General features: G+C 30.2%; 25 protein-coding genes. All 25 read right to left on the bottom strand.

Going from position 1 to position 26,410, the window contains the following annotated elements:
• Positions 1 to 23: 23 nt before the first annotated feature.
• Positions 24 to 146, bottom strand: coding sequence for a hypothetical protein (locus tag ACWJJT_RS01895; RefSeq protein ID WP_462955850.1), 123 nt, complete (start codon positions 144 to 146; stop codon positions 24 to 26).
• Entirely contained in the window at positions 143 to 385 is a 243-nt protein-coding gene (locus ACWJJT_RS01890; protein ID WP_165413379.1) for an acyl carrier protein, read from the bottom strand. The genes ACWJJT_RS01895 and ACWJJT_RS01890 overlap by 4 nt, the downstream gene beginning before the upstream one ends.
• A gap of 74 nt (positions 386 to 459) precedes the next feature.
• Complete coding sequence (locus ACWJJT_RS01885; RefSeq protein ID WP_462955849.1) at positions 460 to 2,211, bottom strand: Eco57I restriction-modification methylase domain-containing protein; 1,752 nt, start codon at positions 2,209 to 2,211, stop codon at positions 460 to 462.
• A gap of 27 nt (positions 2,212 to 2,238) precedes the next feature.
• Complete coding sequence (locus tag ACWJJT_RS01880; RefSeq protein WP_462955848.1) at positions 2,239 to 3,099, bottom strand: DMT family transporter; 861 nt, start codon at positions 3,097 to 3,099, stop codon at positions 2,239 to 2,241.
• Positions 3,100 to 3,299: 200 nt separating this feature from the next.
• Entirely contained in the window at positions 3,300 to 3,851 is a 552-nt protein-coding gene (locus tag ACWJJT_RS01875; protein WP_462955847.1) for a nitroreductase family protein, read from the bottom strand.
• A 106-nt stretch (positions 3,852 to 3,957) separates the two neighbouring features.
• Positions 3,958 to 5,046 (bottom strand): glycosyltransferase, encoded by a 1,089-nt coding sequence (locus ACWJJT_RS01870; protein WP_462955846.1) that lies wholly within the window; start codon positions 5,044 to 5,046, stop codon positions 3,958 to 3,960.
• A 47-nt stretch (positions 5,047 to 5,093) separates the two neighbouring features.
• The gene (locus tag ACWJJT_RS01865) at positions 5,094 to 5,813 is read right to left on the bottom strand and encodes a WecB/TagA/CpsF family glycosyltransferase (protein WP_462955845.1); all 720 of its coding nucleotides are present in this window, start codon (positions 5,811 to 5,813) and stop codon (positions 5,094 to 5,096) included.
• A gap of 29 nt (positions 5,814 to 5,842) precedes the next feature.
• Positions 5,843 to 6,484: a sugar transferase gene (locus ACWJJT_RS01860; RefSeq protein ID WP_462955844.1), complete on the bottom strand. Its 642-nt coding sequence runs from the start codon at positions 6,482 to 6,484 to the stop codon at positions 5,843 to 5,845.
• 69 nt (positions 6,485 to 6,553) lie between these two features.
• Positions 6,554 to 7,810, bottom strand: coding sequence for an O-antigen ligase family protein (locus tag ACWJJT_RS01855; protein WP_165414070.1), 1,257 nt, complete (start codon positions 7,808 to 7,810; stop codon positions 6,554 to 6,556).
• A gap of 35 nt (positions 7,811 to 7,845) precedes the next feature.
• A complete protein-coding gene (locus ACWJJT_RS01850) occupies positions 7,846 to 9,063 on the bottom strand; it encodes a glycosyltransferase family 4 protein (RefSeq protein ID WP_462955843.1) in 1,218 nt (405 codons plus the stop codon).
• A gap of 10 nt (positions 9,064 to 9,073) precedes the next feature.
• Positions 9,074 to 10,129: a non-hydrolyzing UDP-N-acetylglucosamine 2-epimerase gene (gene wecB / locus ACWJJT_RS01845; protein ID WP_462955842.1), complete on the bottom strand. Its 1,056-nt coding sequence runs from the start codon at positions 10,127 to 10,129 to the stop codon at positions 9,074 to 9,076.
• Positions 10,130 to 10,210: 81 nt separating this feature from the next.
• Positions 10,211 to 11,554, bottom strand: a complete 1,344-nt coding sequence (locus ACWJJT_RS01840; protein ID WP_462955841.1) for a glycosyltransferase — start codon at positions 11,552 to 11,554, stop codon at positions 10,211 to 10,213.
• Between the two features lie 27 nt (positions 11,555 to 11,581).
• On the bottom strand, positions 11,582 to 13,057 hold the full coding sequence (locus ACWJJT_RS01835) for an O-antigen ligase family protein (protein ID WP_462955840.1): 1,476 nt from the start codon (positions 13,055 to 13,057) through the stop codon (positions 11,582 to 11,584).
• Positions 13,058 to 13,126: 69 nt separating this feature from the next.
• Positions 13,127 to 14,206, bottom strand: coding sequence for a glycosyltransferase (locus tag ACWJJT_RS01830; RefSeq protein WP_462955839.1), 1,080 nt, complete (start codon positions 14,204 to 14,206; stop codon positions 13,127 to 13,129).
• 64 nt (positions 14,207 to 14,270) lie between these two features.
• Positions 14,271 to 16,025, bottom strand: coding sequence for a CDP-glycerol glycerophosphotransferase family protein (locus tag ACWJJT_RS01825; RefSeq protein ID WP_462955838.1), 1,755 nt, complete (start codon positions 16,023 to 16,025; stop codon positions 14,271 to 14,273).
• 114 nt (positions 16,026 to 16,139) lie between these two features.
• Positions 16,140 to 17,555, bottom strand: a complete 1,416-nt coding sequence (locus tag ACWJJT_RS01820) for a lipopolysaccharide biosynthesis protein (RefSeq protein ID WP_462955837.1) — start codon at positions 17,553 to 17,555, stop codon at positions 16,140 to 16,142.
• A gap of 94 nt (positions 17,556 to 17,649) precedes the next feature.
• Positions 17,650 to 18,753, bottom strand: coding sequence for a LegC family aminotransferase (locus ACWJJT_RS01815; RefSeq protein ID WP_462955836.1), 1,104 nt, complete (start codon positions 18,751 to 18,753; stop codon positions 17,650 to 17,652).
• A gap of 37 nt (positions 18,754 to 18,790) precedes the next feature.
• Complete coding sequence (locus ACWJJT_RS01810; RefSeq protein ID WP_462955835.1) at positions 18,791 to 19,783, bottom strand: NAD-dependent 4,6-dehydratase LegB; 993 nt, start codon at positions 19,781 to 19,783, stop codon at positions 18,791 to 18,793.
• 17 nt (positions 19,784 to 19,800) lie between these two features.
• Entirely contained in the window at positions 19,801 to 20,856 is a 1,056-nt protein-coding gene (locus ACWJJT_RS01805; protein ID WP_462955834.1) for a nucleotidyltransferase family protein, read from the bottom strand.
• Between the two features lie 4 nt (positions 20,857 to 20,860).
• Positions 20,861 to 21,502, bottom strand: coding sequence for an acetyltransferase (locus ACWJJT_RS01800; RefSeq protein ID WP_462955833.1), 642 nt, complete (start codon positions 21,500 to 21,502; stop codon positions 20,861 to 20,863).
• A 21-nt stretch (positions 21,503 to 21,523) separates the two neighbouring features.
• Positions 21,524 to 22,672: a UDP-N-acetylglucosamine 2-epimerase gene (neuC, locus tag ACWJJT_RS01795; RefSeq protein ID WP_462955832.1), complete on the bottom strand. Its 1,149-nt coding sequence runs from the start codon at positions 22,670 to 22,672 to the stop codon at positions 21,524 to 21,526.
• A gap of 74 nt (positions 22,673 to 22,746) precedes the next feature.
• Positions 22,747 to 23,790 (bottom strand): N-acetylneuraminate synthase, encoded by a 1,044-nt coding sequence (gene neuB / locus ACWJJT_RS01790; RefSeq protein WP_462955831.1) that lies wholly within the window; start codon positions 23,788 to 23,790, stop codon positions 22,747 to 22,749.
• A complete protein-coding gene (locus ACWJJT_RS01785; RefSeq protein ID WP_462955830.1) occupies positions 23,783 to 24,487 on the bottom strand; it encodes an acylneuraminate cytidylyltransferase family protein in 705 nt (234 codons plus the stop codon). Before ACWJJT_RS01785 ends, neuB begins: the two co-directional genes overlap by 8 nt.
• A 22-nt stretch (positions 24,488 to 24,509) precedes the next feature.
• Positions 24,510 to 25,250: an N-acetyltransferase gene (locus ACWJJT_RS01780; protein WP_216304328.1), complete on the bottom strand. Its 741-nt coding sequence runs from the start codon at positions 25,248 to 25,250 to the stop codon at positions 24,510 to 24,512.
• 34 nt (positions 25,251 to 25,284) lie between these two features.
• Entirely contained in the window at positions 25,285 to 26,373 is a 1,089-nt protein-coding gene (locus ACWJJT_RS01775; RefSeq protein WP_462955829.1) for a Gfo/Idh/MocA family protein, read from the bottom strand.
• Positions 26,374 to 26,410: the final 37 nt, after the last annotated feature.

Below are 26,410 nucleotides of genomic sequence, written 5' to 3'. Positions count from 1 at the left end.
CTTTTTTAAAAATTTCTTGCTTTTTATAAAAGAAGCTTTTTTTTTACATTTTTAAAAATTTCCTCATAACTTATTTTTTCTTTAAAAATTACAGAAGTTTTATCCAGTTTTGATGAAAACTCAAAAACATAATCTGTAAATGTCATATCTGAACACCATATTTTTCAACTATCTTCTTAATATCACCTATGGTATACATTCTGGAGATATCCACTACATCTAAAGCTATATCAAAAACTTCCTCTAAACTTGTTATAAGTTCTACATGGCCTAAAGAATCCCAAGATTCTATTTCATCTGGTCCCAAATCATCATTTATGTCCTCTACTTTTTTGAAATCAAATAAATCACATAACACTTTGTTTAGTTTTTCTAAATTGCTCACAATAATTCCTCCTAAATATTAATAATTTATTTTATATACAGCAAGATTTATGCCAACTTTTCCATCAAAAAAGATTATACTTCCCCAAGTATAATCTTTTTTTCTTCTTCACTAAAGTGAAAATAATCATATAAATAATTTTCATCTTTACCCTTAAAATCTATAATAATTGGAATGCATAATTTCATTAAATTATTTGGATAATACTCATAAGCATCTTCACCTAGTTTTTTTGCAAAGGTCTTAAAATAGAATTCATAGATTTTACTATTTAATAGATATAGTAAAAAATCATAGGTAAACGGAACATTTTCTTTTAATATTAATGCATATACATCCGCACTAAAATAACTTCCCGTGTCAAGAGCAAATCTATTACTGCTTGCCTTAAACGGAAAAACTATCTTTTCGCATTCAAATATGTTTTGATCTCTACCCCATTGAAGTTCATACCATTTTCTAATACCCCTTTGGCATTCTCTCCTTTTTAGTAGCTTTTCCTTCTGCAACTCAATATAGGCTATAGCATTATTATAATCATGCGTGTTATGGATTAAATCTGAATATATTATGTAACTATCTTTTCTTGAAACTTCATTTTTTTCTATGTAACTACTCTTAATCCAAGGTTTTATTATATTTTTTTCAATATTTCTCCTTAGAGCAATATCATTTGTTACTACAAACGCTTTGTCACACCCAGTTATTACTCCCTGATAACTATTACATATATTACTTAAGTGAGTAAAACTTCTTTGCTCTATTTTACTTATTATATTTCTATCCTTTTCATCTATTAGAATCCAACCCTTGTCATTTAATTGACTTTTATTAAGAAGAAAACTATTAAATTCATTCCCACTTTTTAAAAATACACTGTTATAAAATTCTTTTTTATGTTTATTTTTTACATTTGAAGGTTTTATAATTTCAATTTTACTATCATCATTTTGACAATTCGTTATACACATTATTACAGGATCTATCCCTACGTTTTTAAATGGTCTTCTCCCGTAAAAATCTATAATTTTGTCTATCGTGCATAGTTTTTTTAAAACCTTCCTTAAATCCTCTCCACTAGGTGATTCTAAAAAGTATCTCGAAGTAATAAAAGTCAGCTTTCCCTTCTCGTTTAAGTCTTCTAATGCTTTTTTGAAAAAACAATAGGATAGATCTCCTTTATCTCTATACACTTCTTTATATCTAATTTTTAAATAAGCTGCATATTCGGTATCTATAGATTTTTTACCCACATAGGGTGGATTTCCTATGAACACGTCATATTTATGTTCACTTTCATATAATAAAAAATCCTTGATAACAACATTACTTGCTATGATTCCCTGACTTAAATCATATAAATCTATAATCAGGATTTTCACAGCTATGTCATCAATATCAAAGCCATACAAATTATGTGTTATTATATGTTCATCGATGCATTGAATATTTAAATTCAACCCATTTTTCTCATTTATTAAGTTTAAATTATCCTTATATAAATTTCTAAGAAATTTAAAACAGCAAATTAATATATTGCCAGTTCCACAAGAGGGATCCACAATTTTTATGTACGGATTATTTATTATCTGTTCTGCTTTTATGGTATTTTCTATCATATAAGAAGTTATAGGTTCTGGAGTGTACACTGTGCCTTTTTCTTTATTATTTTTAATAAACTCATAATAAACTTCACTAAAACTTTTTTGCTGTGTTCCTTCTATTTCCCTTTTATAATTTTTTAAAGCAGTTATTTTGAACATATCATCTATTGGGCTTAAAATAACATTATGTAATTCACATATTTTCTGTTTAAAATCTAGCATTTCTTATCTCCCACCTATGTAATTAAATTATTCTTTTGTTAATATCACGACTGACATCATAATCAACATACTTCCAATTACAATTCTAACTGATATAGATTCTCCTAAAATTAGTATTCCTAGTATTAACCCAACTATAGGCTCAATAGTACTAAAAATTGAAGCATTAGAAGGTCCTACTATTCTAACCCCTTCTAAGAATGCCATTAAAGCCACCACTGTAGATATGAATGATAATAATAATATTGCCACAAGTGCATAAAAAGAAATATGCATGTTAAAATTACCAGTAGTGATTGCTGCTATAAACATAATAACAGCAGCTGAACACGAGATATAAAAAGTTAAAACATAACTGTTGATATCTTTAATTTCTTTAAGAGATACTCCTAGCACATATATTGAATATAGCAGCGAAGCCATAGCTGCCAATATTATTCCTTTTAAATTAAAGCTAACACTTCCCTTATCAATTAGAACATAAATACCTATTAAGGAAATAATTAAAGAAATGATTTTTCTAGCATTTATCTTTTCTTTATAACACATATAGGACAATAAAGTAATAATAACAGGGTGTGTATATAAAATCATACTCGCCAATCCAACACTTATATAATTGTAGGACATAAATAAACTACAAGACGTAAGTGAATATCCAAACATGCCTATGGTTAATACTAAAAATAATTGTTTTTTAGTTAATTTTAAGGATATGCCTTTATATTTCAAATAATATAATAGCATAATTGACGCAAAAAAAAACCTAAGCGCTAATGTGGTATATGTATTTGCCCCTCCTCTGTATGACAATTTTGCGAGTATTGGCATAAACCCAAAAGCAATTGCAGATAAAACAATATATAAAATTCCTTTTGTTTTTTCCATGGTAATCCCCCTTGGTATATTAAATCGTCTTCGCGAAGCTGTGGTCTTAAGTAAATAACAATTTAATAGCTACTAAAATTGTACCATCTTTATGTTAGTTTTTCATCATTTAAATAAATTTTTTACAAATAATCGATATATAACAAAATAAAAGCCCTATGGCTGCATTTGCAGACATAGGGTAATTAAAAAATCATAATTTATTTAGTGTTTTCAGCATAGGCATTATCCCAAGTATTCAAGAATACATAATCTTTTGCATCTTTTTTATTGTTATGTTCTTTACTTTCTGCAATTTCCCCAATAGGAGTCATTGCAACTACTTTGTAATTTTGTGGAATGGCTAATGCTTTTTTTATAATATCTTCATCAATTGCAGCAATCCAACAAGTTCCATAACCCTCATTAGTAGCTGACAAAATAAAATGCTCCATAGCAATGGCACTATCCACTAAATAATACTCTCTGTTTTCAACTTCCCCAGAAGCCTCTGGCTTTGCTACTATAACCGCCGTCATCGGAGCATCTAATATTGATTGTGCTGCTGAATTGTCCTTATTCATTATAGATTTAGAAATTTGTTCTAGTTTGTTTTTTTCATCCACTAAAATAAATTTGTATGAAGTATTATTTTTCCATGAGGGGGACATCATAGCTGAATCAATCATTTTTGCTAATTTTTCTTTATTTACTGGGGTATTCTTAAATTTTTTAATACTTTTTCTACTTTTGACTACATCATAAAATTCCATATAACACACTCCTTTAATTATAGTATGTGTAATCGCTTCATAAATAATGTAGTTGTTTCACCTAAAATTTTAAAGATAGAATTAAAAAAATAAAAAAGTGTACTTATTATTTTTTTAGTATACTCTTATAAATTTCAAAATAATTTTTCCAAAACTTCTCTATAGTAAAATTATTTACAACAATGTTATATAACTTTTCACCCTTTATGTTTAAATTGCTCTTATCTAAATATGCTTCTTTCATAGCTTTATAAATATTTTCGTTGTTTTGATTCTTCACTTTATACCCGCTGTCTTCGCCTAATATACTTTGTAAGTCGCCCACTTCAGTATAAATCAAAGGTTTCTTTACAATTGCTGATTCTAAAACCGTTAAGGGTGGTGCTCCACCCTCGCTTAAAGAAGCTAAAACACTAACATCAGAGGCGTTTATATAGTCTATTGGATTAGAAACATTTCCGGTCATTATAACTTTATTTTCTATTTTTAGCTCCACTATTAACTTCTCTAGTTCGGATTGTAGCTCACCATCACCAACTAAAAGCAATTTTACATCATGAAATTCAATAGTAAGTTTTCTAAATCCCACTATAACTTCTCTATGATTTTTTATAGGATGTAATCTCGCAACCATAACATATACAAAATCATTCTTCTTTAAATTCAAATTATTTCGTATATCTTCTGTTGGCGTCACAATACTAATTTTCTTTATATCTATACCATTATTTACAACTGATTTACTTCCTTGAATATTTTTTTCTTCTAATAAAACCTTCAAATTATTTGATACACAAATATAATTATTAAAGCTCTTTAGACCCTTAATACTCAGGGGAGTAAAAATAAAATATTTCACTTTATTATTAAGGAAATCATATCTAAAATCACTGTGAACTACAGCTACTGTAGGTACGTTTAATTTACTTTTTAAAATTAAATGCATTAGGAATGGCTTTGCCCCATGGAAATTTACTAAACTTATCGAATTGCATCTTATAAAATTCACTAGCTCAATATTATTAAGCTTCTTACTAAAAAGTTTGTAGCTAATATCCATAACTCTAACTTTTGAGTAAAGTGGACCTTCTCCCAAGCAACCGACTATATTCTCAAATTTGTCATTGTATTTACTGCATATGTTTAATACGTGTTTTCCACCACCACCATTATCATTTCCTGATATGACATGCAAAACTTTAATATGGATCCTCTCCTTTACTTCTCTGATGTTAATAACAATTATTTACGTTTATACTTGTCCTTTATTACCATTAAAATAAACTTAGGTATAGATGATAATCTTTTAATTCTAAATGGTTCTTTCGCAACTCTGTAAAACCATTCCATGCCTATATTTATCATCCATTTAGGTGCACGTTTAACATTACCAGCTATAATATCAAAACTTCCTCCAACTCCCATAAATACTTTGCAAGGAAGTCTGTCCATATATTTCGCTATAAATACTTCTTGCCTTGGGCATCCCATAGCAACAAATAAGACTTGTGGACTAACTTTTTCTATTTCTTTTAATAGTTCTTCACAATTGTCCATTTCGAAATATCCATCATGACTCCCTAAAACATTTAATTTGCGATATTTAGTTCGCAGATTAATATTGCACATATTCACTGTTTCCTGGGTGGACCCTAACAAATATATTCCTTGGCTTTCTTTTTCACATTTTTTTACTATACAATCCATAAGTTCTACACCAGCAATTTTTTCTTTCACCGGTTGCCCTACAATTTTAGAACATATTACTGTACCAATTCCATCTGGAATAATGATTGAATTTTTACTAGTGAAATTTTCTAACAATAAATTATTTTGTAGCCCACTAAAAAGAACTTGTGGATTTCCTGAAACAATATGTACCTTTTTAAAACTGTTTATGTTTTTAAACAATTCTTCTATGGTATCATTAAAAATTTCGAATTGAAAAATTCTTGTTATCATAAATAAAACCCCTCCAAATTAACAACTCCCTAATAAGCGCCGTCTTTTTTAAACACAGATACAACTGTTAAGAAGATAATTTTTATATCTAATTGGACTGAAAAATTTTTAATATAATCCAAATCATAAGTAACTGTTTTCCCTAGTTCGATTTCTCCTCTTCCACTAATCTGTGCAAGTCCAGTAATTCCTGGCAAAACTAAGAGTCTTTGGTAGTAGCTTTCGGGATAATACTTAACTATCTCTGGTATTTCAGGCCTAGGACCTACAATGCTCATTTGTCCAAATAAAACATTGAAAAATTGTGGAATCTCATCTAGGCTGTTGCACCTTAAAAATTTTCCAACCCTTGTTATTCTAACGTCCGACTTGTCTTGAAACACAAAATTCTCCAAATCAAACGGATCTATATTAAGTTCTATTTTGCTTTCAGCTTGAGCTATCATAGTTCTAAATTTATAAATATTAAAGTTTTTTCCATCTTTACCTACCCTAACCTGCTTAAATACAGTTGCTCCTTTTGAATCTAGTTTAATAGCAATAATGATAATTAAATATATAGGCAATAATATAATTATACCTATAAAAGATAATGTAATATCCATTAATCTCTTAAGTCCAAATTGAAGCTTCTTATTCTCAATATGCGCTTTTTTATCTATATTTATCATATTGCGTTAACTCCTACTTTCTGATGAATATTTAAGCGTCCCCCTGTATTTCTAAATTACATCACCAACTTATATATTCAAATTATTTGTTGATGCGTTTAATAAACTTTCAGCTGTAGCTACTATAAACCAAAAATATGTTGTAACTTTAGGCACAAAAAATAGATTGTCTGATAAATTCATAAAATAGAATGCTACCATCGATGCCAATGCACCCATGTAAAAAGCTTGCAAAAATTTGTCATCTGTTATAGTAATTAATTTTTTCAATCTAATAAGCACTGTTATTAAAATTACTAAAAGAGATGTTATTCCTATTATGCCCAATTCACTTTGAGTCTTTAAATAAGAACTATGTGTAGGATATCTTGTATACGAGTTGTAGCTTAGGCCTTTATACTTATTAATATATTCGTTATACCTACTGATATAATTACCATTACCAACTCCTAGAATTGGATGTTCCTTAATCATCATTAGAGCCGTTTTCCACAATTTAATTCTAGCCACATTTTGTCCATTATTTGTTAAATCCTTAACTGTATCAAGAACCGCTGGACTAAATAAAGCCAAAATACCTACCCCTCCAAAAACTACAATTAATTTTAAACTATATAGCACACATAAAACCGCTGCACCGATACAAACGCCTAATAAAACATTTCTAGAATAAGTCATAAGTATATTTAGAAATATTAGAATTGATATTATTCCATACATACTCTTTAATTTTTTATTTTTTTCATAAATTGTTAGCATTACTAATGGAAAAATAATTAAAATAAGAAAGCCCGCATATGCATTAGGATTTTGCATTGTTGCAGCAATCTTACTTGCTCTATATCCATAGGAGTATTTCACAATAAACCTTTTATCTAATCCAATTATTGTAAAGTATTGAATTATACCAAAAATACTCAAGACTCCTGATGTGAATATAAAGCATCTCAATAAGTTTTTCACTAATTTTTTTGTATTAAATTCATACTTAATTATAAAAAATATAAATACATATGTTAAAAATCTTGCGCTTTCGCTTAATGCTAATCCCTTTTCTAATGCATAAAAGGTTGATAATAACATAATACCCAATAACATCACTATGCAAATACTTAAAGTACTACTAAAGAAGTCTCTAATCCCATAAAGAAACCTTCCCCTCGTATCCCTATTAAAAATCAACTTTATGAGATATAAGCACATAATTATTCCTAATAAAATATCTGAAACAGATACTCCTTTTAAATTTGTTCCCTCTTGAATCAGAGGCATTATCACTATATAAGCACACATTAAATAATACAAAATACTACACTTAGCTTTCATTTTTTACACCTCTTTATAGACTAATATTATAATTTTTATAAATTCATCAATATTTTTTCTAATTTTCTTGTTATATCCTCTCTAGCATAATTCTCCATAACATAAGCCCTTCCATTTTCACCCAATCTATTTCTAAGCTCCATGTTATTATATAACTTTAACACCGCTTCTGCAATTTCTTTTGAATTTTCTGGTTCTACTACAATTCCTGCATTTGCACTGTTTATTAGTTTAGCCGCTTCACCCTGTACTGGTAAAATAATAGGTATTTCTGAAGCTAAGGTCTCAAACATTTTTGAGGGTAGAGCACCTTTAAAAAGTTCTAAATTCTTTAAAGGAATTATTGCAGCATCCATAGAAGCTACTATTTTAGGCATATTTACCTTTGGCTGAAGAGGTAAAAAGGTAACATTTTTTAATCCTTTTTCTTTTGCCATATTTACAAGATCTTGTTTTTCCGGACCATCACCTACAAAAACAAATTGAATGTTTTTTTCCTCTTTTACTATCTCTGCTGCATTTATTATAACTTGTAGTCCTTGTGCAAGTCCATGAATACCAGCGTAACATAGTGCAAACTTATTTTCTACTCCAATTTCACTTCTAAAGGTTTCATCCCTATTTTCACTTTTAAATAGCTTTGTATCAACTCCATTAGTTAGCAGATGTACTTTGTTTTTATCAAATCCTCTACCGACTATATCATCAACTATTCCTTCTGTTTGACAAGTAACAGCTACTGCACGTCTATAACAAAATTCTTCTAACCATACAGACATTTTAATGAATAACTTATTATGAAGCACACCTAATTTTATAGCTGATTCTGGCCATAAATCAGATATGTTAAAAACAAATTTAGCTTTTTTAAGCTTAGCTATTACATACCCTGAAAAGCCTAGAAACAGTGGTGGAGATTCCGTTATTACTACATCCTGCTTATTTATATGAATAGCCCCTTGAAGTACAGAAGAAAAAGTAAAAGATAAATAATTTCTTAATCTCTTAGTAAAACTCTTAGATTTTGTAGCATAAATACTAGTTCTAATTACCTTTATACCTTCAATTTCTTCTAGGACCACCTTATTACATTTATAATCATCAAAAATCTCTCCTCTAGGGTAGTTAGGCATTGCTGTTAATATTGTAACTTCATGGCCGAATTCCTGTAATTTTTTAGCAAACTCAAAAATTCTATTTTGAGGTGCCCCCACCTCTGGGGGACAATACTGAGTTAAAAATAAAATACGCATGTTTTCACCTCTATTGTTTGTTTATAATTTTTAAAATTTTCTCTGCAGCATGACCATCTCCAAAAATATTTTGCTGAGATTTATTTGGCACAAAATTAACTATACCCTCTAAAATCTTAGTTTTATCAGTTCCAACAATAATATTCCATCCATTTTCTACTGTTTCTACCCATTCTGTTTCTTCTCTCATAGTAATACAAGGCTTACTCATAAAGAAAGCTTCCTTTTGAATTCCACCACTGTCTGTGACAATCTTTTTACAGTACATTTCTAAAATGATCATGTCTAAATACCCAACTGGGTCAATTATCTTTATATTCTCATTAAATTTTAAACCATAATCATCCATATATTTTTTTGTTCTTGGATGTAGTGGCAATATTATTTTTTTACCGCTCTCATTTAATGCCCCACTAATATTTCTTAATCTATTTATATCATTAGTATTTTCTGCTCTATGTATGGTAGCTAAAATAAATTCTTCCTGGTATAAATTAAGTTTCTTCATAATCTTAGATTTTTCTTTTGAAATTTTTGAAAAATTAAGGGTCGCATCATACATTACATCCCCTACATTATGAACACCCTTAGTTATACCCTCAGTACTTAGGTTTTTAATCGCTGTAGTTGTAGGCGCAAACAGATATTTTGAAATATGATCTGTTAAGATTCTATTTTGTTCCTCCGGCATATTCATGTTAAAGCTTCTAAGTCCCGCTTCTATATGTGCTACTGGAATACGTAACTTACTTGCACAAATTGCTCCAGCAAAGGTTGAGTTCGTATCCCCATAAACTAAAACCATATCTGGCTTTTCTTTTATATAAATTTCTTCGAGCTCTATTAACATCCTACCAGTTTGCATGCCGTGTCCACCTGAACCTACTTCTAAATTATAACTAGGCTTAGGTATTTTAAGTTCTTCGAAAAAAATCTTTGACATATTTTCATCATAATGTTGACCTGTATGTATTAAAATTTCTTCATGCTCATTTCTAATTATATTCGATACTGCAGCTGCTTTTATAAACTGCGGTCTTGCTCCTACGACTGTTAATATTTTCATATAGACTCCTGACTTTTAATAAGTTTTTTTAATAAAGTTTTTTATAAAAATTAGAATTGCACTTCCTTTTCAAATCATCATTTATAAACTTTCTATAATACTCATCAGTTCTCTAGTTAAATTTTCTCTGTTGTACTTTTTAACTTTTTCCCAATGAATATCTAACTTTTCCTGCGAGCCTTTCCAAATGCCATAGGATTTATATATAACTTCTTTAATTTCATCTATTTGTTCAGGATGACAACAAAATCCTGTGTTCGTATCAAGTATTAAATCTTTAGCAACACCGTCCGGTACAATGCCTATAACAACCCTTCCACTTCTTATGTACTCAAATATCTTTCCTGTATATACGCCTTCGCTTCTTTCAAAAGCTCCTATAATTAGAAGCGCTGCTGAAGAATTTTCTAATTGCTTCAAACTTTCTTTATGGGGCAAATATGATATAAATTCTATAACCTTATCATATTTTGCAAGAAAAAACGTAATATCTTCCTGGGCATCCTTTCCTATCTGCCCGACAAATCTAATGATAAGCTCTTCCTGTTTTATTTTTTTATCCTCAATAAGCCTATCTATAGCTATTAAGAAATTCTTTGGTGATATCTTCCCATATAGGGTTCCATTATAAGTTATAATATATTTGGGCGGTATCCTATCTATATTATATTCATCAAAATCATCCTCATCATATCCATTAGTAATTATTTTAAATTTATCTGCCCTCTGATTTTTATATCTATCAATAAAATCATCTATTATAGGTTTACTTACAGATATTACAACATTCGCTTTTTCAATAACTGTCTTCTCCATCTTTTCATTTTTTCTCTTAGCATAGGGCGTGTAATCTGCGAATGGGTTAGTTACCCATTGGTCACGAAAGTCAGCAATCCACGCTACATTAGATTTTTGCTTTAACTCACAAGCAATTAAATGCCCAGTATATGGTGCTGAGGTAGAATATATTATATCAATATTTTCTTCCTTAATTATTTTAAGTCCTAATTCTACCGCATCTTTTTTCCATGAAATTTTATCATCCGGTATATACATATTTCTATAAATACTTAATAAGATTTTTTTTATTTTTCTCTTAACTTTAGATTTAAGTGTAATTTCAGAGGTTATTTTTATTATATCCTCTTTATTTTCAACCTTCATGTTTTTGACATGGGTTATATTCCTATTAGCAATAGTGTTGACAATAAAATTATCTCTTTGCATAGCCCTAAATACCTTTATTCCATCCGTTGATTCAGCTTTCAAAGACTCATCCTTTATAGTGCTCTTTTCATTATTTACAGTAAGCACGTTTACGTTGTATCCAAATTTTTTTAGAAACTTAGCAAATTTTAAAGTTCTCTGAACTCCTGCACCTCCTAGTGGTGGGTAAACATAAGCTACTATTAATATGTTTTTCATTATTAACACCTCTCATTGTCCTAACTCTTAACTAACAGATTTTCCTTCTGAATATATCATTAGTATCATCACTACAGTAAAAACAAAAGCAGGCACTACACTTATTGGATCTCTTGAGGCCATAAAAGATTGGCCTGTAATATTTCCATAAACAAAGAGACATAAAAGCCCAATAATTCCTGGCCATTTAAATTCTTTGAAATCTTTCTTATTATTTTTAATTATATCCAATACTGACTTTATTAAGCTGCTTAGCCAAGCTAACATAAAAGTAAAAGTAAATACAATTCCAAATTCTGTAATTAAATTAAGAATTATATTATGAGCATCTATGTACAATTTTTTAGGGTTTCCACCATATTGTAAATAGTAATATTTAAAGTGCCCTGGTCCCACACCAAAATAAAAGTGGTCATTTATCATTTCAAAAGCTAAGGCCCATATTGGTCTTCGACTTTTAGTTTGCTCTATTAATTTTTTAAGCACTCTGGCATTGTTGCTAACAAGGTCTTCTATGCTGTTTATCTTTATGCCTGTTGCAATTTCTTCCACCTCCCACCTATGCATAACATTAAATGTCATGCAAGAAATCACAACTATAGAAATCAGTGCATATTTTTTCCAATTCTTTATATCAACTATAATTACAATAAAAAAACACATAGCTAATGTTAGGAGAATTCCTCTTGATTTTTGAGTACTAAAATTAATTATTTGAATTAATAATAAGAAAATATATATTTTATTATATCTCCATGATAGCTCTTTATTTATAGCATATAACAATATAAAAGGCATTACTATTATAGTGTATCCAAGCATGAAATTGCTACCTAAGACCCCATAGAGATGCTGATTATTGCCGCGTACAATTAAATTATATAAAGTTACTATTATATCTGGTATTGATGATAACGTAACTCCTACGCATAAATAGAGCAATATATCCTTGTAAAACTCTTTATTGCTTTTTTTATAGCAAAGTATACCTATGCTATAGGTCATCATTGAAACCATGTTAAGTAGCACTAGCTTAAATGCTTCTAAAACATGAATACTTCGCATAGAAGATATAGTCGCTAATAATAACAATATAATATAGAGTACACTTAGCTTGGTGTATTTAACCGTAAGATTTGAAAAATCAAATCCTCCATATTTAAATTCGCGAGCCATATTGGTTAAATATATAGCAAAGTAAGCTAAATATACCACTTCACCTATCCCAGCTATATTTAACCTATTCATAATATACAACGCCATAGGTATTATTGGTATTGCTACCGCGTAAACTAAACTTGCGGTAACAAAATCTTTAAACATTAAAATCAAACTACAAATTACGAACAAGGTTACAAATATGCTACTTACGAACATGAGCACATTTGATGTACCCATCTTTATGAACAACCCTATTTCTATAACAGCATATAATATTAGAATTATGTGAATATACTTTTTCAAATAATAGTAATACTCTTTAATCTCTTGCGTTAATTGCATTTTTATCCTCCTACATAGTTTCTGATATTTTCAAATGACAAGTGCATTGCAAGCTAGAATATACCATTACTATTTACTAACCTTCTCAAGTGTTTTATATATATCATTCATGATTTTTGCATTGTCAAACCAATTATACCTCTCCCGGACTAATCTTCTTGCATTTTTTGAAAATTCCTTCATTTGATCTTCATTTTCAATGATTTTAATAAGTTTTAATGTTATATCATAACTACTCTTTTGCTTGATTACAAAACCGTTATAGTTATTAAAAATTATCTCTTTTAATCCACCTACATCTGTAGTTATTATTGGCCGTCCACACGCACAGGCCTCGACAGCTGAAACTCCAAAACTTTCACTTAAGGATGGCAGACATACTATATCCATCTTGTTTATGTATTCAGGTACTCTTTCATTATCTATTTTACCTGTAAATGTAACCTTAGAATTTAAATTTAATTTCTTTACTAAAGACTCAAGCTCTAATTTTTGGGTACCATCTCCAACAATTAAAAGTCTTAAATCTTTGGTTCCGCTGTATTTACGTATAAGCTCTGAAAATCCCTCAATAAGATAATTTAACCCGTATATTTTTTCTAATCCCTTAATAACACCTATGGTAATATAACTACTATTTAGTATAGGTGTGTTACATTTAAATTTATCTAAATCTACACCAAAGGGGGTTACTACTATCTCTTTGTTGTAGTATTTTTTTGTTTCCTCAGTCATATTATAACTTGTAGAGCAAACTTTATCCGCTCCTTTTAATATATACTTAAGTAGCAATTCTTTAGCTTTATTATCTTTAGGGAACTCATACACATCGCTACCCCAAACAGATATTACAAATGGATGGAAATTGCACATTCTCCCATAAAGTCCATAGCTAGTAGCATAGTGACTGTGTAATATATCTGGATTAATGTCTTTTACTAATTTTTTAATTGATTTAATTAATAAAAAATAACTTAACTTATTTGTACCTATAGTTCTTAACACATGCAAATTTACATTGTTTTCATACACATAATCTGTTTCTCTCATAGAAATTATATGAATCTCATTACCAAGTCTCGCAAAATATTGAACCCATTTTCTTGTATGTATACTATGTGCATCTGCTAAAAAGCAAATTTTTCTCATAAATTTCCTCCTGTTCTTTTACACTATTTAAGTATAATTAAGAATCTTAGAAAGTTATCTTTAATTACTCATTCTTTATTGTTTCTAAAAGCTTCTCAGGAGGATTTACTATAATATTTATTATCCTCTCTGTTACTTTTCCATCCGACTTATAGAAATTTTCATGGATATACTTTTGCATGTCGTGGTTTAGTGTCACCTCACCTATATTTATTTTAATCATACATTCTAAAAGCTCATTTTCATCCTTAACTCCAAAGGATACCCCCTCTTTAACAAAACCACCAGCATCATTATATTTAGGAAGTAATATACATATAGAAGGTTTATTAATAAGTGCCGCTTCTACAACTACTGTAGAATGTACGCTTACTACCAAACCACTCCATTTAATTAATTCATACAAATCTCCATCCTTCATTATTTTACAGTTTTTAATGTGGAACTTTTCCACCATAACTTCATAAAATTCAAAATTCAAATCTACAGGATGAAGTTTTATAATTAATTCGTAATCTTCCTTCATTAAATTTAATGCCTTAAATAGCATTAAGGTAGCCGGTTCAAGTAAATCCCTAAAATATTGAGTGGCATAAAGTATTCTCAGTGTCCCATTTTTTATAGACTTTTTCAAATATCCATTTTGAACTAAATTGTCTGTTCTTACTTGACCAACTACATTAACATTTACTTTATTATATACATTTGTATGAGATATCAATAATTCTTTATACTTTTCCCCCCAGACAAATGTATTACGTGGCACCAACAAATCTTTATACTTTGAATTAATTATGTAAGTAGATGAGGTTTCATTTATTATTCCATGTTGCACAGCATAAGTATCTATATTCAACTTATTTCCTGCGACTATAAAGCACCTTCCCCTGTCGCCTTCTCCTACTACCAAACATTTTTTACTTTTCAACTTTCTAATAATTTTTCCTGCCATTAATAGTTCATATAAATAGGAAAGATAACTCGTTCTTAAATCCTTCATCACAAACCCTAAAAGTATATTTTTAAGATCAAGTTCATTTAAGTGAAAATCTAACTTATCTAAATAAATTAAATTATCTACTAATAAATTATTATTTACATTTTTCTTGGCTTTAAGCCTTTTGTATAAAATAAATAATTCAAATGGTACAAAATTTTCATGACAATTTAGAGTCTTATCTATGATGTATTTATTGTTTAAGAGTTGAAAATTTAAAATATTATAAGTTTCCTTTAATTTATTTATAACTTCCCCTAATTGAGTATCGTAATAGCCATCGGTATTACCTTTAACTAAGTTTAAACTTGAAGCATGTGAAATAATTAAAAATGGCTCTTTATAATTTCTACTATTCGTTAAAAAGTTTTTAAATATAAATTTGCAGTAACTCCCTATTCCCCTAATAAACCGTTTAGTTAACTTGCCTTTACTTATAGCTTGAATGTTTCTTTCACTATAAATTCTCTCACATTTAAGGTTGAATACCTCTACACAAACCTTTTCCATAAAGTCATCATCTGTTTTTACTTGTATTTCTTCATTCGTTTTATACTGAGCATTTCTTATAACCATAATACAGAAAATCAAACCATTTAATTTTCTATAAATAGTGGGTCTACTAAAAATATATAATGGTATATCATCATATAAATATAACTCTTCAAGCTTTAACCCATTAACCTTTTGATTTTCTAAATAAGTTAAATACTCAAAAGCTTCCTTTTCTGCGTTTATATTTCCTATATATTCAAATAAATCCACAACTTTTCTATCTATTATCAGTTCTTTTTTTTGTGCTGTATAGATTAATTTAACCATTAAATCATCTCCTGCGGAGCTGCAATATCAACGACTTCAGAAGGAGATTTGTACTCCCACTTATAGAAGTGGGACACTTTCCTTCTGAAATGTCGTTGAATCATCTCTTTTAACTTATTTTTGCATTAACTTTCCACTGATTTTTTTAATCTCATATCCTAATACAATTAATGTTGCTATTAATATTCCATATCTCAAAACCCAATTGTTTTTCACTATAAAAAATATTATACTGCTAAGTACTATGTATAAAATGCCATATGCAAAAGGTTTAAACGTATAAATTCTTACATCTAATATGCGTAAAGATATATAATAATGATATAAAAATAATAAGATATACGATATTATTGTTGTCCATGCCCCTGCAACTGCACCGTATCTTGGAATTAAAATATAATTTAATACACCATTTATTAAAGCTGCAATAAGGGTTCCTAGGGAAAGGAACTTTGTATTTTTAGTATAGAATTCAATATTAGCTGGTATACTGTATAGAAATTGAAAATAATATCCTATTATGATTAATGGAACGTAATCTAACCCTTTATAAAATTTTTTTGTACCCATTAGTTTTCCTATTTCAGGAGATATAAATATAAGTATAAACCCCATCACAGAAAACAACATAATATAACATTTAATTTTCAGCTTTATGTCATCATAATTTTTTTCTTTCATATTCTCATAAAACCACGGTACCCAAGCCTTATTACACGCCAACCATACAATATACATTATCATTCCAATTTTATATGCAAAGGTATATATTCCAGCAGCGCTAGATCCTATCATACTATTTATCATAACCGTATCCACAGACTGCAAAATCACGCTTGATAAAAGATGCACAATTGCCGGTATAGATATGGCTAATCCATACTTCCAGTATTCGAAACTAATTAGTTTTTTGCCTTTTTTCATAGCAATTACATATAAAACTGTACCGTAAATTAAAGCTACAATAATTAAAGAACCAATCCTACCATAATACTTATCACTTTTAATATTACTTATGAGTATTATAGCCAGAATTGTGTTTATAATAGCACTACTTATTGATATAAGTAAATATTTCTTATATTTATATTCAGCATTTAATTTGGCATTAGAAAAATCCACGATAAATCCAAAAAAACCTTGAATAATAAGGAAGATGACTAATATAGAATTTAAGTTTATAATAGAAGATATTTGCTTTTTAAACACAAATCCAATTATAAGCCACATAATAGCAAATAGTGTGACTAAAAAAAGTATAGATGAAGCATACTCATCATATCTTTCCTGAAAATCCACTTTGGCATTATTAACTGTAGCCAATAGCCCTAATGTAATTATAGTTGTAAAAACGGAAAGCCATGTGGTGTATACCCCAGTTATTCCATAATCACTAGCACTAAGTAACCGCGTAAAAATAGGCATAGTTACAAAGGAAATGCCTTGAACAAAAAAGGTCCCTATAGTAAACCAAACTCCACTTTTCACCAATCTGCTTTTGTACAATTTCTTTATAAAATCTATATTCATATTATCTCCTATCCACCTTACCAATATATCATAAACCTCCACTAAAGCGGCTTAATTAATGACTTTCGCCCTTAAATGCAAATAAATAACAGAGTTATTTATTGCATTCTTTTATTATTTCACATACCTTTGCAATGTCTTCTTTTTTAAGTCCAACAGAACTTGGAAGATTTATTCCACGCTGATAAAGCTCATTTGTAATACTTAAATCCCCATGTGTACAAGTTTTATATGGAATCATATCATGTATAGGCATAAAGAATGGTCTTGCCTCTACTTTTTCTTCATTAAATTTTTGTATAAGCGCGTCGCGAGTTATACCATACTTTTCCTCAACTAGGATTGAGTATAGCCAGAAACAATTTTCTACATTCTCTTTTTCTATCGGTAAGGTAATTCCTTTAATTTCACTTAATAGTTCATTGTAATATGCCGCATTTTGTCTTTTAATTTTTAAATATTCTTTAATATTTTCAAGTTGAGCCACTCCAAATGCAGCCAAAAGATTTGGCATTCTAAAATTATATCCTATTTCTGAATGATAGAATGCTTTATTTTCAGTAACTACTTTTGTTTGAGTGGATAAAAATTTCGCTCGTACGCCATGTTCTGAATTATTAGTTACAAGCATTCCACCTGCTCCAGTAGTTATAATTTTGTTCCCATTAAAACTAAAACATCCTATATCCCCTATGGTACCTGCCATTTTGCCATTAAAAGTAGATCCTAATGATTCAGTTGCATCTTCTATAACAAATAGATCATGTTTTTTAGCTATTTGCATTACTCTATCCATATCTACAGGATGGCCATAAATATGTACTGGCATTATAGCCTTTGTTTTAGGTGTTATTAATTCCTCTATCTTTTCTGCATCCATAACAAAGGTATCTCTACATACATCTACAAATACAGGCTGTGCTCCTACGTATTTTATAGTGTTAACTGGAGATATAAAAGTTAAAGATGGAACTATAACTTCATCTGCGTATCCTATTCCAAGGGTTACTAACGCTAATTGAAGTGCTGATGTACCATTATTTGTGACAACTGCACTTTTGCTACCTACATATTCACTAAATTTTTCTTCAAATAAATTAACATAACTACCTACTGAAGATACCCAATTAGTATCTATACAGTCCTTAACATATTTAAGTTCATTTCCTCTAATTTCTGGTATACATAAAGGTATCATAACAAAACCCTCCCACTTTTTAAACATTCTTCTTTTGCTAAATATTATATATGTCTGTCTTAAAATGTTGCATATTATTTTTTATCCAATCTACTGTCACTTCAAGACCTCTGTCTATAGTGTAATTAGGCTTCCAGAGCGTTAATTCCTTTATTTTAGTATTATCAGCCCATAATCTATTAACTTCGCTGTTTATAGGTCTTAACCTTTCATCATCGCAAATAATTTTTACATCCTTACCTATTATACTTATTATTTTTTTAACTGTTTCTCCTATAGTTATCTCGTGATTTGAACCAGCATTTATAACTTCACCATTAGTTTTTTCACTCTCTGCTATTTTTATGAATGCCTGGGCAGTGTCCAATACAAAGTTAAAGTCTCTAGTCGGAGTTAGGCTTCCAAGCTTGATTTCTGTTTTCCCTGCGAGTATCTGTGATATTATTGTTGGAATTACAGCCCTTGCAGATTGTCTTGGTCCATATGTATTAAACGGTCTAATAGTTGCTATAGGCATATTAAAACTTTTATAGTAACTTTCCGCCATTTTATCTGCTCCTATTTTTGATGCTGAATATGGAGATTGACCCTGCATTGGGTGTTTTTCATCAATTGGTACATAAAGTGCTGTTCCATAGGTTTCAGACGTTGATGTGTGTACAATCTTTTCTACCCCATATTCTCTACAGGCTTCTAAAACGTTTGTAGTGCCTTCCACATTTGTTCTTACATAGGCCATAGGCGATAAATAAGAATACGGGATTGCAATGAGAGCCGCAAGATGAAACACTACCTCTTGTCCTTTGATAATTCTTTTCATTCCATCATATTCTCTTATGTCTCCAGTAACAACTTTAATACTTTCTTTTGCTGACTTATCAAAAGTATCAATCCACCCCCAGTTATTAAATGAATTATATTGAGCCATGGCTGTAACATCTGCTCCAAGTTCCACCAATCTTTCTGTTAAATGGCTTCCTATAAAACCTTCTGCACCTGTAACTAAAACTTTTTTCCCTTGCCAGTTCATTTCATCTACTCCTTTTCTTATAGTTTAAAATATTTGAGAATATCCGTGTTGGCCTTTTTATAGTCTTCCATTCTGCCTATATCTTTCCAGTATTCAGTTATCTCATAAATACCTGACGTACAATCATTGTTAATTGCATCTTCTATTAAATCAGTCATATTATAGACTCCGTCTTCATGTATGTATTTTATAATTTCAGGATTAACAGCATATACTCCACCATTAATGTGAAATTTATATGTAGGCTTCTCTACTACAGACTCTATAAGCATATTATCAGTGACTAAGACTCCATAAGGAACGTTAATTTCATAATTTCTAACACCTACAGTTATACTAAAGTTATTATTGATATGATGATTTAAAAATTTTTCAAAATCAATTCCTGTTAATATATCTCCATTTATAACTATGAAAGGTTTTGTAAATTTTTCTTTTACTAATGCTATTGAGCCTGCTGTGCCTAGTTTTTTAGTTTCTCTAATGTATTCTATGTTTACATCAAATTCTTTTCCATCTTTAAAGTGTTCCTCTATCATTTTTCCTTTGTAATTAAGAGAAATAATAAAGTTCGTAAACCCATATTCTTTAAATTGTTCTATTATAAGCTCCAAGATAGGTTTATCACCAACTGTTAGCATAGGTTTAGGTAGTGACTGCGTTAATGGTCTTAACCGAGTTCCCAAACCTCCTGCTAAAATAAAAACATAATTTTGCTTTTTATCATAAGATAATATGTCATCTAAAAAATATAAGTCTATGAGCTTTTTATTTTTATCAATAACAGGTACCTGCCTTATCTTTTTCTTAATCATATACTCTTTTGCTTTCTTTTTTCCATACTCTTCTGTAACAAATTTAAAATCCTTAAAATATGTATTCTCTATACCCTCGTTTATACTGTGGCCTTTAAGTATAGCACGCCGTATATCCCCATCTGTAATAGTTCCCACTAATTCATTATTTCCATTTACAACTAAAGCTCCCCCTGTTAAGTTTTTATCTATAACCTTCATAGCTTCTTTTATAGTAGAATTCACTCCTATACAATAATTATCAATTGGAAATTTCATAACATCACCTACACTTTATAATTTTCGATGGAATTCCTACAGCAACTGCATTATCTGCTATATTTTCAATAACCACAGCTCCTGCTCCAATAATTACATTATTCCCTATATGCACTGATTGAATTATAGAACTCCCCATACCTATATGGGTATTGCGCCCTATGCTAACTCCACCAGCTAAACAAGCCTTAGGTGAAATATGTGTATTCCTTTGCAGCTTGCAATCATGTTCTATTACTGCACCGGTGTTTACTACGCAATTTTCTTCTATGTAAGCTCCTGGATTGATTATGGCTCCAGGCATTATACAAGTTCCTCCTGCAACATTTGCATAAGGTGAAACCATTGCATCCTTATGTATAAGTACCGGTATGTTAAACCCTATAGCTTTTAAATTATTATATATATTTTCGCGAGTTAAAATGTTTTGGAGTGCACCAACACATACAAATGCATTTTTTACACCAGTATTATATAATTCTTCTAAAATGCTATCATTACCTATTATAGGTATATCTAATACAAATTTATCGTAGTTAAAATCTTTATCAGTTACCCCCACAATATTATATCTAGAAGCACTTTTTATAATGTCTATAATAACCTTGCAATGGCCACCTGCACCTACAAGTACGATTTTCTCCATAATGTCACCCCTAACTATCAACTAATAAGTTATCCTTTTTTGTATAAGTTCCCTATCTATCTTTATCTCACTTAAAATTTGTGCTATTTTACCACTTGCATTACCATCACCATAAGGGTTTGTGCAGTTTTCTAATTGCTTCTTAAAGTTCTCATCGTCTATTGATTTTTTAATGCCTGCTTTTACAGCTTCCTTTCCATAAGGTACGTCTATTATATTGAGTGCTCTTAGTCTTCCGTCCTGCCTTGACCCTATGTTTACTACAGGCAGTTTAAAGCTAGGTGCTTCAATTATACCTGACGATGAATTTCCTATCATTACCTGAGCTATACTTAAAAAACTTAGGTACTCTATTTGACTTAAATTTCTAAATACTTTTAAAAATGGATATTTCGCTCTATACTCCTCAATAACCCTTATAATTTCGCGTCCTCCATTATCACTGTTAGGGTATGAAACTATAGTTTGATATCCAAGTTCTACAACAGCATCTAATGTTTCTCTTACTTGCCATTCCACCATGTCTCTTTCTGTAGTTACTGGGTGCTGAGTCATTAAAAATATCTTATCATCTTTTAATTTAAATTTTTCTAGCATTTCTTCCCTTGATAAATATTTTGCTCTCGCGATATAATCAAGTCCCGGCGCTCCTACTACAAAAATATTTTTTTCCTTTTCGCCCAATTTAAGGATTCTTTGCATACTGTCCTCATTTGCTGGAAAATGAATATGAGAAAGTTTAGTTATAGCGTGCCTTACAGATTCATCTACTGTTCCCGTTACTTCTCCTCCATGAATGTGAGCCACAGGAATATTCATATGGATAGCTACAGTTGCTGCCGCTAGCATTTCTCCTCTATCACCTAGTATTAGTACTAGATCCGGTTTTATTTTATCAAAGCTTTGAGCCATACCTATAATTGAAAGTCCTATAGATTTAGCCATTGCCGACCCTGTATCAGAAGCTAAAAGGGTTTCAAATTTATCTGATACTACAAAGCCATCTTTTTCTATTTCATTTATAGTCATGCCAAATTCAGGACATAAATGCATTCCACAAACGATAAGCTTAAGATCCAATTCCTCATGTTTTTCAATTTCTTTAAGAACATGATAAAATATACCATAATCTGCTCTCGTACCCGTTATAACTGCTATTTTTCTTTTCATATTTAATCTCCCATTCTATAAATGCATATTCCATGTACTCATATTCCATGTGCTCGAAATAATTTAGCTAATTTTTATTCCACCATGTTTAAGGATATTTGCTCATCAATTTTTATATCTCTATTAGTTTTTCTCCCAACAATATCAATGTAGAATTTAGGCGAAAGTCCAGTTCCTGGTCTTTTATAATCTAAGTCCGAGAATCTTATACTCTCCCCTGCTTTTATATATCTAACTGCGACTATACTTTTTCTAGCTGCCTTCATGGTATCAACTTCACTAAAATTATACATTTTAATTCCAGTTCCGAGTGCTATTTCTACATCTCTAATCGCTTTAACCATCTCTTTTAGCTCTATTGGATTCAGAGAAGCTTTATGATCTGGTCCTTCCATACTTTTGTCCATTGTAAAATGCTTTTCTATTATATTTGCTCCCATAGCCACTGCTGCAATAGGCACTGTTATTCCTTCAGTGTGATCGGAATATCCAGACACAATTTCAAAAGATTTTTTTATGGTATTCATTGCATTCAAGTTAACACTTTCTAATTTAGCTGGATAATTTGAAGTACAGTGAAGCACTGCTATTTCTTTATTACCCAGGAAATTTATTACATTTATTGTTTCTTCAATTTCTGAAAGTGTTGCCATGCCAGAGGATAAAATTATAGGTTTATTAAATCTTGCTATATGTTCTAAAAATGGAATATTAGTTAAGTCTCCCGAACTAATCTTAAAAGCCTCCACGCCTATAGACGCTAAAAAATCAGCGCTTTCAAAATCAAAGGGTGTAGATAAAAACATAATTTTCTTATGTATACAGTATTCTTGTATTTCTATGAAACTTTCGCGCGATAGTTCTAGTTTCTTTAACATATTAAACTGTGAGTCACTTTTGCCTATGTTGTCCTTTTGATATTCAGCCATTTCTGCATATCCAGTAACTAATTTCTCTGTAATAAATGTTTGAAATTTTATGGCATCGGCCCCTGCAAATACAGCTTTATCTACCATCTCTTTTGCTATATTTATGTCTCCATTATGATTAACCCCAGCCTCTGCTATAATAAAAGTTGAATTTCCATCGCCTATAGCCTTATTTCCTATCTTAAACATGCATACTCGTATCTATTATCAGTTCTACAAGTCTTGCATCGAGCATCGTGTCAATATCTATGGAGCTTTCCTTGTTCATTACATAAGGGATTGTGTTTTCATCAACAAATTTTTTTTTGTTAACTAACATATCATTTGAATTTATATATAGTGCACCATTAAATATATAAAAAGCAGGTAAGTCTTGCCTTCTGATATTTGTTCCTTCAAAATTTATAACTTCTTTTAGCTTTTCATTTTCTATGCTTCTCATAAGTACAGGATTTTCGCTAGCTTCACATACACTTACTAAAGAGGTACTATTACTCTCAATAAGCTTTTCTATAGATTCATCCAGGTGCTTAAATGTTCTTAATGGAGATGTGGGTTGCAATAATATTACGTAATCAAAACTTATATTATTTTTTTTGTAAAAATCTATTGAATGTATAACTACGTCTATGGATTTTGAAGTATCATTTGATAGTTCTTCTGGTCTTAAAAAAGGTACCTTAGCCCCATATTGCTGTGCTATAACCTTAATAACCTCACTATCTGTTGATACAATTAATTCATCTATATATTTAGATTTTTTTCCTGATTCAATTGTATAAGCTATAAGTGGTTTACCACTTATAGCCATAATATTTTTATTTGGTATACCTTTCGAACCACCTCTTGCTGGAATAATAGCTAGAAACTTCTTATTCTTATACATAATTATCACCTTTTGCTTCCTTTTATTGATTTTTAAGCAATTGATCCTCTGGTACAGATCGAAGCACTTTAGCTGGATTACCAACTACGATTTTACCTGCTTCCACGTCTTTTGTGACCACACTACCTGCTGCCACAAAACCATCTTCATGTATAACAATACCTGGCAGGATAACTGCTCCTGCTCCAATTCTACCACCTTTTTTTATAGTTACCCCTTTGAACTTTCCAAATCTTTCTTTTGATCTGCCTGCATAATTATCATTAGAGGTTGTAACACATGGCGCAATAAATACATAATCCTCAACTTCTGAATAAGCTGTTAAATATACATTAGTCTGTATTTTGCAATTAGAACCAACCTTACAGAAATTTTCAATAGTTGCTGCGCGGCCGATAATTGTTTTTGAACCTACAATTACATTTTCTCTTATTACAGCAGTGTCAGCAATAAGTGTTTTTTCTGCAATTGCGCATCCACAATAAATAATCACTCCTGCCCCTATAATGCAACCTTCACTTATTTCAGCTGGAAGCAATTTTTCCTCACTTTTGAATATACTGTTTACTGATCTCATAGGTTGTTTACCTATTACCGTATTATCATCTATTCTAACATTATCTGCTATAACAGTTCCTATGTGAATAACTACATTACTTCCTATAATACAATTTTCACCTATTACTACATTATCTTCTACTACCACAAAATGTCCCATTGTTACATTATTGCCAATTTTGCTTTTTTCTGAAACATAATTCATAAAAATACCCTCTTTTCATATAATATCTTCAAAATTATTTTTTCATTTCGAGTGTTGAGAAATCCCCCATTGGAAATTTAACTGGGAGACCTGTAAGTCTTGATTTATAAGCTGCAAGTATAATAGACATACCTTTTTTTCCTTCTTCGCCATTTATAAGCGGTTCTCTATGCATATTTATAGCATCTATCATATCTTTAAATAAGGGGGTATGTCCGAAGCCATATACTGAATCTGGATTTCCCTTTTGCTGCGTTAATATTTCCTGCTCAGTATCCTTATTATCAGCAAATCTCCAAGTTTCTATTGAATTAACTGCAATGCCTCCGATAGAAACAGTACCAGTTTCACCAAAAATGCTCAATGTTTCTTCCAAGTTTTTAGGATATACACAAGCCGATCCTTCAACTATACCTATAGCTCCATTTATAAATCTTATAATTATTGCTCCAAAATCCTCACCTTCTATATCTCGAAGGAAAGTACCACACTGAGCATAAACCATATCTATTTCTCCACCCATCATCCATTGTAATAAATCAATATTGTGAATACATTGATTCATTAAAGTACCACCATCCAGGTTCCATGTTCCTCTCCAAGGTGCTTGCGTGTAATATCCCATATTTCTATTCCAAAGAATTCTTGCTGTTCCATTAACTAATTTTCCAAACCTGTTTTTGTCGACTGCAGCTCGTAGTTTTCTTATTGGCTCATTAAACCTATTTTGGTGACTAACACAAAGCTTTACATTATTTTCTCTTGAACATTTAATCATTCTATCAGCATCTTGAATAGATAATGCCATTGGTTTTTCAACAATTACATGTTTCCCACTATTCATGCAATATATAGCTATTTCTGGATGATACCCACTTTCAGTAGCTATAGAAACCATATCAATATCAGTTTTCTCAAGCATTTCTTTATAATCTATATAAACTTTTACATCTGAATTTTCACCTATTGCTTCTATATACTCATCTCTTTTGGAATTAGCATTAACTTCTAACACATCGCAAACTGCTACAAGTTCAATTTCTGTTTTATTTTGTGTTATAGCCTCCACGTGTTTGTATGCTATTCTTCCACATCCTATTATTGCAATTTTTAATTTTTTCATTTAAATCTCTCTCCTTGTAATGACTCTTAAGGGTGAC

Source organism: Clostridium sp. CM041, from assembly GCF_055081035.1.
The sequence above is the reverse complement of the archived record's forward strand: the minus strand, read 5'-3'. Positions and strand labels throughout refer to the sequence as shown.

Coding starts and splice junctions, on each gene's coding strand:
- ACWJJT_RS01895 (WP_462955850.1), bottom strand. CDS start 146: ATGACATTTACAGATTATGTTTTTGAGTTTTCATCAAAACTGGATAAA.
- ACWJJT_RS01885 (WP_462955849.1), bottom strand. CDS start 2,211: ATGCTAGATTTTAAACAGAAAATATGTGAATTACATAATGTTATTTTA.
- ACWJJT_RS01880 (WP_462955848.1), bottom strand. CDS start 3,099: ATGGAAAAAACAAAAGGAATTTTATATATTGTTTTATCTGCAATTGCT.
- ACWJJT_RS01875 (WP_462955847.1), bottom strand. CDS start 3,851: ATGGAATTTTATGATGTAGTCAAAAGTAGAAAAAGTATTAAAAAATTT.
- ACWJJT_RS01865 (WP_462955845.1), bottom strand. CDS start 5,813: ATGATAACAAGAATTTTTCAATTCGAAATTTTTAATGATACCATAGAA.
- ACWJJT_RS01860 (WP_462955844.1), bottom strand. CDS start 6,484: ATGATAAATATAGATAAAAAAGCGCATATTGAGAATAAGAAGCTTCAA.
- ACWJJT_RS01855 (WP_165414070.1), bottom strand. CDS start 7,810: ATGAAAGCTAAGTGTAGTATTTTGTATTATTTAATGTGTGCTTATATA.
- ACWJJT_RS01850 (WP_462955843.1), bottom strand. CDS start 9,063: ATGCGTATTTTATTTTTAACTCAGTATTGTCCCCCAGAGGTGGGGGCA.
- wecB (WP_462955842.1), bottom strand. CDS start 10,129: ATGAAAATATTAACAGTCGTAGGAGCAAGACCGCAGTTTATAAAAGCA.
- ACWJJT_RS01840 (WP_462955841.1), bottom strand. CDS start 11,554: ATGAAAAACATATTAATAGTAGCTTATGTTTACCCACCACTAGGAGGT.
- ACWJJT_RS01835 (WP_462955840.1), bottom strand. CDS start 13,057: ATGCAATTAACGCAAGAGATTAAAGAGTATTACTATTATTTGAAAAAG.
- ACWJJT_RS01830 (WP_462955839.1), bottom strand. CDS start 14,206: ATGAGAAAAATTTGCTTTTTAGCAGATGCACATAGTATACATACAAGA.
- ACWJJT_RS01825 (WP_462955838.1), bottom strand. CDS start 16,025: ATGGTTAAATTAATCTATACAGCACAAAAAAAAGAACTGATAATAGAT.
- ACWJJT_RS01820 (WP_462955837.1), bottom strand. CDS start 17,555: ATGAATATAGATTTTATAAAGAAATTGTACAAAAGCAGATTGGTGAAA.
- ACWJJT_RS01815 (WP_462955836.1), bottom strand. CDS start 18,753: ATGATACCTTTATGTATACCAGAAATTAGAGGAAATGAACTTAAATAT.
- ACWJJT_RS01810 (WP_462955835.1), bottom strand. CDS start 19,783: ATGAACTGGCAAGGGAAAAAAGTTTTAGTTACAGGTGCAGAAGGTTTT.
- ACWJJT_RS01805 (WP_462955834.1), bottom strand. CDS start 20,856: ATGAAATTTCCAATTGATAATTATTGTATAGGAGTGAATTCTACTATA.
- ACWJJT_RS01800 (WP_462955833.1), bottom strand. CDS start 21,502: ATGGAGAAAATCGTACTTGTAGGTGCAGGTGGCCATTGCAAGGTTATT.
- neuC (WP_462955832.1), bottom strand. CDS start 22,672: ATGAAAAGAAAAATAGCAGTTATAACGGGTACGAGAGCAGATTATGGT.
- neuB (WP_462955831.1), bottom strand. CDS start 23,790: ATGTTTAAGATAGGAAATAAGGCTATAGGCGATGGAAATTCAACTTTT.
- ACWJJT_RS01785 (WP_462955830.1), bottom strand. CDS start 24,487: ATGTATAAGAATAAGAAGTTTCTAGCTATTATTCCAGCAAGAGGTGGT.
- ACWJJT_RS01780 (WP_216304328.1), bottom strand. CDS start 25,250: ATGAATTATGTTTCAGAAAAAAGCAAAATTGGCAATAATGTAACAATG.
- ACWJJT_RS01775 (WP_462955829.1), bottom strand. CDS start 26,373: ATGAAAAAATTAAAAATTGCAATAATAGGATGTGGAAGAATAGCATAC.